Here is a 3426-nt window from a genome sequence, read left to right as displayed (position 1 = left end):
CGGGCATGAACACGCGTCCCTGGCCCTGGCCCAGCGTTGCAGCGGGGTGGCGGCCCCGGCGCCGTTGTTCAGCTCGATGCTCAACTATCGCCATCGCGGCGCGGCGACGCGCTCCGCCGACGCGCAGCAGGCCTGGCAAGGCATGCAAACCCTGGTGAATGACGGGCGCACCAACTACCCGCTGACGTTGAACGTGGATGACCTCGGCGATGGCTATGACATCACCGCCCTCGCGCACACTGACGCGCAGCGCGTATGCGGCTATATGCAGGTTGCCCTGGCCGGGCTGGTCGAGGCCCTGGAGCAGGCGCCGCAGCAGGCGCTCAATCGCTTGCCGATCCTCGGCGATGAGGAGCGGCACACACTGCTGGTGACGTTCAACGCGACCGCCGTCGACTACAACCTCGACCAGACCCTGCACGGGATGTTCGAAGCCCAGGTCGAACGCACGCCGGACGCCGTGGCGGTGATTGCCGATGACCGGCAGCTGACCTACCAGGCGCTCAACGCACAGGCCAACCGCCTGGCCCATCACCTGCGTGAACTTGGCGTACAGCCGGATGCGCGGGTCGGCATTTGCCTTGAGCGCGGCCTGGACATGCTGGTCGGGCTGTTTGCGATCCTCAAGGCCGGTGGCAGTTATGTGCCGCTGGACCCGACCTATCCGCAGGAACGCATCACTTACATGCTGCAAGACAGCGCGCCGGTGGTGGTGCTCGCCCACGCGGCAACTCGCGAACTGTTGGGCGAGGTGGCGCTGATCGACCTCGACCACAGCACCTGGCAGCACCAGCCCGCGACTAATCTGCAGGTTGCCGGCCTCAGCGCCCGGCACGCGGCGTATTTGATCTACACCTCCGGCTCCACCGGTCAGCCCAAGGGCGTGATCAATGAACACGCCGGGGTGGTCAACCGCCTGCTGTGGATGCAGGACGCCTACGGCCTGACTGCCGATGACGCGGTGTTGCAGAAAACCCCGTTCAGCTTTGACGTGTCGGTGTGGGAATTCTTCTGGCCGCTGTTCACCGGCGCGCGCCTGGTGATGGCGCGCCCCGGCGGGCACAAAGACCCGGCGTACCTGTGCGAAGTGATCCAGGCGCAGCAGATCACCACGCTGCACTTCGTGCCGTCGATGCTCGATGTGTTCCTCGCGCATGGCGATGTCAGCCAGGCCGCAGGGTTGCTGCGCGTGATGTGCAGCGGCGAAGCCTTGCCGGGCAGCCTGGTGCGGCGCTTCAAGCAGCAATTGCCGGGGATCGGCCTGTACAACCTGTATGGCCCCACCGAAGCGGCGGTGGACGTCACCGCGTGGAACTGCGCGCGGCCCGAGGTGCCGGACAACACGCCGATCGGCAAGCCGATTGCCAACACCCGGATGTACCTGCTGGATGCACAGTTGCAGCCGGTGCCGCTGGGCGTGGTCGGCGAGCTGTTTATCGGCGGCGTGCAGGTGGCGCGGGGTTACCTGAACCGCCCGGAACTGACCGCTGAACGCTTCCTTCAAGACCCGTTCTACGATGGGCGGATGTACCGCACGGGTGACATCGGCCGCTACCTGCCGGACGGCACCCTCGAGTACCTGGGGCGCAACGACGACCAGGTGAAGATCCGTGGGTTGCGCATCGAACTGGGCGAAATCCAGGCGCGGCTGCTGGAGCATGCGCAGGTCAGCGAAGGCGCCGTGGTGGCCCGTGAAGACCGCCTGATCGCCTACTACACCGGCGAGCACACGGCGATTGAACACCTGCGTGCGCACCTGCTGCAGCACTTGCCGGAGTTCATGGTGCCGGCGCTGTTCGTGCACCTCGATGCGCTGCCCCTGAGCCCCAACGGCAAGCTCGACCGTAAGGCCCTGCCGACACCGGGCTTGGACGCGCTGGTGGTGCGTGAGTACGAGGCGCCCGAGGGCGACACCGAAATCCTGTTGGCGAGGCTCTGGGCCGAATTGCTTGGCGTGGAGCGGGTGGGGCGCCAGGACAATTTCTTTGAACTGGGCGGGCACTCGCTGCTCGCCGTGAGCTTGATCGGGCGCTTGCGCCAGGAAGGCATGGAAGCCGACGTGCGTGCGTTATTCGAACAGCCGACCCTGGCTGGCTACGCCGCAATGACCGAACGAATGGAGATCGTCCTGTGAGCATCTTTGAGCTGTTGGCGACGCTGAAAACCAAAGACATCCAACTGGCGCTCAAGGGCGAGCAGTTGTCGGTGCAGGGTAACAAGCAAGCCTTGAGCGACCCGGCGATCCTTGCCGCGCTGCGTGAACACAAAGCCGCGCTGATTGAACAGATCAAGGCCGGCGCGTATTCGGCGACCAAGGCCGGCGCCATCGACGTGCCAGCCAATGGCATCCCGGACCACGCTGCACAGATCACGCCGGCGATGCTGACCCTGTCGACCCTGAGCCAGGACGAGATCGCGCGGATCATCGCCAGCGTCGACGGCGGCGTGGCGAATATCCAGGATATCTACCCGCTGGCGCCGTTGCAGGAAGGCATTCTGTTCCACCACGTCAGCGCCGAGCACGGCGACCCGTACGTGATGCAGTCGCAGTTTGCCTTTGACAGCCTGGAGCGCTTCGAGGCGTTTGCCCAGGCCTTGCAAAAGGTCATGGACCGCCACGACATCCTGCGCACTGGGGTGGTCTGGGACGGCTTGCAGCAGCCGCAGCAAGTGGTCTGGCGCCAGGCGCGCCTGCCGGTGCAGGCCCTGCAACTGGACCCGGCCGACGGCCCTATCGCCGCGCAACTGCACGCGCTGTTCGACGCTCGCCACTTTCGCCTGGACGTGACCCAGGCGCCGCTATTGCGCCTGGTGCGCGCCGATGACCCGGCCAACCAGCGCATCGTCGCCAGCTTGCTGTTCCACCATATGGCCCTCGACCACAGCGCCCTCGAAGTGGTGTGCCACGAAATGCAGGCGTGCCTGCTCGGGCAGGGCGCGGCGCTCGGCCAGGCGGTGCCGTTTCGCAACTATGTGGCGCAGGCACGGCTGGGGATCAGCGAGACGGAACACGAACAGTTCTTCCGCCAGATGCTCGGCGATATCAGCGAGCCGACCTTGCCGTTCGGCCTGCACGATGTGCAAGGCGATGCGCGCGGTATTGCCGAGGTTCACCTGGCGCTGGAGCCCGCGTTGTCGCAACGTCTGCGCGCGCAGGCGCGGCAACTCGGCGTGAGTGCCGCCAGCCTGTTCCACCTGGGCTGGGCGCAAGTGCTGGGGGTGTTGGCCGGCAAGCAACACGTGGTGTTCGGCACCGTATTGATGGGGCGGATGCAGGGCAGCCACGACACCGATCGGGCGCTGGGTATTTTCATCAACACCCTGCCATTTCGCGTCGACGTGGATGCCCAGGCTGTGCGCGCCGCGGTCAAGGCCACCCACGCGCGGCTGACCACCTTGCTGCGCCACGAACACGCGCCGTTGGCC

At 66.1% G+C, this 3426-nt stretch carries 2 protein-coding genes; both read left to right on the top strand.

The window, feature by feature from the left end; all coding sequences use genetic code 11:
* A partial coding sequence (locus tag WBR57_RS28175) for a non-ribosomal peptide synthetase (protein WP_424088531.1) occupies positions 1 to 2134 on the top strand: 2134 nt, incomplete at its 5' end.
* A partial coding sequence (locus tag WBR57_RS28170; RefSeq protein WP_424088529.1) for a condensation domain-containing protein occupies positions 2131 to 3426 on the top strand: 1296 nt, incomplete at its 3' end. The genes WBR57_RS28175 and WBR57_RS28170, both read left to right, overlap by 4 nt.

This window comes from Pseudomonas sp., from assembly GCF_049590575.1.
Taxonomy (GTDB): domain Bacteria; phylum Pseudomonadota; class Gammaproteobacteria; order Pseudomonadales; family Pseudomonadaceae; genus Aquipseudomonas.
Note: the sequence above shows the minus strand (reverse complement) of the source record. Positions and strands in the feature narration are given on the sequence as shown.